We start from the raw sequence: 1,688 nt of genomic DNA, 5'->3' as shown, positions 1-1,688 counted from the left end.
CGCCAATTACGGCCTCGCCGAAAAGCACTTCCGCAAGGCCGTCGAGTTGAAGGCCGACAATGCGGAGGCCTGGATGGGGCTCGCGGCTTCCTATGATGAACTCGGCCGCTTCGACTTCGCCGACCGTGCCTACGGCCAGCTTCTGAAAGTCGCCGGTCGCAGGCCGCAGATCGTCAACAATATGGGTTATTCGCAACTGCTGCGCGGCAATCGCAAGAAGGCCAAGGCGCTGCTGCTCGAAGCGAAGGCCGGCATGGCCGATCCCACCGTCGTCAACGCCAACCTCGCTCTCCTGAACAAGGGTTGATCTCGCGTCCAATGGTCCGGTTTCGGGACACGTGCCATCGACGCTTTGTAAACCCTATCTGCAGGTTGCATCGATGGATCGCCTGAAAATCCGTATCTGGGGGCAGCCGCTGACCTAGAATGCAGCGCAACCGCCGACGCTCGAGAGGCCCTTGCCCGATATGCTGGACTTCAGTTCGCTCCTGCTCGCAGCCGCGCTGTCGGGCATATGCCTCAGCGTCACCATGTTTGCGATCTGGTTCACCGCACCCAAGGCAGGTTTCGTGCTGACGGTGGCGTGCGGAATTCTGGTGCTCGTCGCGCATGTGATCCTGTTCTGGCGGTACACCAAGGACCCCGATCCGCTGCTTTGCCAGATCGTGCTTGCGCTGCTCAGCCTGGGGTTCCTGATCCTCTGCTTGTCGGCCATGCAATATCTCGGCGTGCCCGGCTACAGGCGCGCCGTTGCACCGGCGCTTGCCGCCATGACTATCTGTGCCGCTGTCACTTTCCTTGGCTTTGACGGCGTTGGCTTCATCATCACCTACACCACGGTGACGGCGCTGCTGTCGGCGATCGGCGCCATGTTCTGGATCAACGGCAGTCACGATCGCCGCATCCTGCTGGTGGTTTCGTTTCTGAGCGGCACCTGCGCGATGTCGTTTGCGCTTTGCGGCGTGGTTCTGCTGACCAAGGGGCAATGGACGCTCGCGATTGCGCCCGACAATTGGGCCGAACGATTGAATTCCGTCGTGGCGGTGGCCTGCATGACCGGGCTCGGAGCATTGACGCTCTCCCTCCATCATCTGCAGGCGCAGATCGAGCTCAAGGCCGAGACCATGACCGACCCGCTGACAGGGTTGCTGAACCGCCGGGCATTGACGTCGCTTTACGGCGAGCGGAGTTTCGGTCCATTCATGTCTATCGTCATGTTCGACCTCGACCACTTCAAGCGGACGAACGATGTCTACGGTCACCCGGTTGGGGATCAGGTCTTGTGCCGTTTTGCCGCCGTCATCAAGAAATATGCCCGGCCCGGCGTCGACGCTTTTCGCCTTGGCGGCGAGGAGTTCGCAGTCGTCATGTCGCGGATGACGGACGAAAAGGCCTACGATCTCGCCAGCAAGATCGGCGTGGCTTTCGGCGCCGAAATCGTCCCCACCCAGCTCGGCAAATTGCGCAGCACGGTCAGCGGCGGCATCGGCTTTGGCGAGGCAAGCGGCAGCAGCCTCGACAACGTGCTCACCGAGGCAGACGCGGCGCTCTATGCCGCCAAACGCGCCGGACGAAATTGCGTCATCAGCCGCAAGAGGATGGGCAAGGCCGAGCCGATCAAGCCGGCCTTGCGCTCAGCGTAAATTACTCCGCGGCCCCCAGATAGTCGGACAGCGGCGGGCACGAGC

1 protein-coding gene and 1 pseudogene are annotated in these 1,688 nt (G+C 61.9%); both read left to right on the top strand.

Annotated features, from left to right (window positions below; all coding sequences use genetic code 11):
- Positions 1-307 (top strand): annotated as a pseudogene (locus ENZ75_RS31045) (hypothetical protein); the annotation flags it as partial.
- A 160-nt stretch (positions 308-467) separates the two neighbouring features.
- Positions 468-1,643: a GGDEF domain-containing protein gene (locus ENZ75_RS31040; protein WP_063167886.1), complete on the top strand. Its 1,176-nt coding sequence runs from the start codon at positions 468-470 to the stop codon at positions 1,641-1,643.
- Positions 1,644-1,688 lie beyond the last annotated feature (45 nt).

The sequence above is a fragment of the Mesorhizobium sp. M7A.F.Ca.CA.002.04.1.1 genome, from assembly GCF_004022805.1.
Classification (GTDB): Bacteria; Pseudomonadota; Alphaproteobacteria; order Rhizobiales; family Rhizobiaceae; genus Mesorhizobium; species Mesorhizobium ciceri.
Note: the sequence above shows the minus strand (reverse complement) of the source record. Positions and strands in the feature narration are given on the sequence as shown.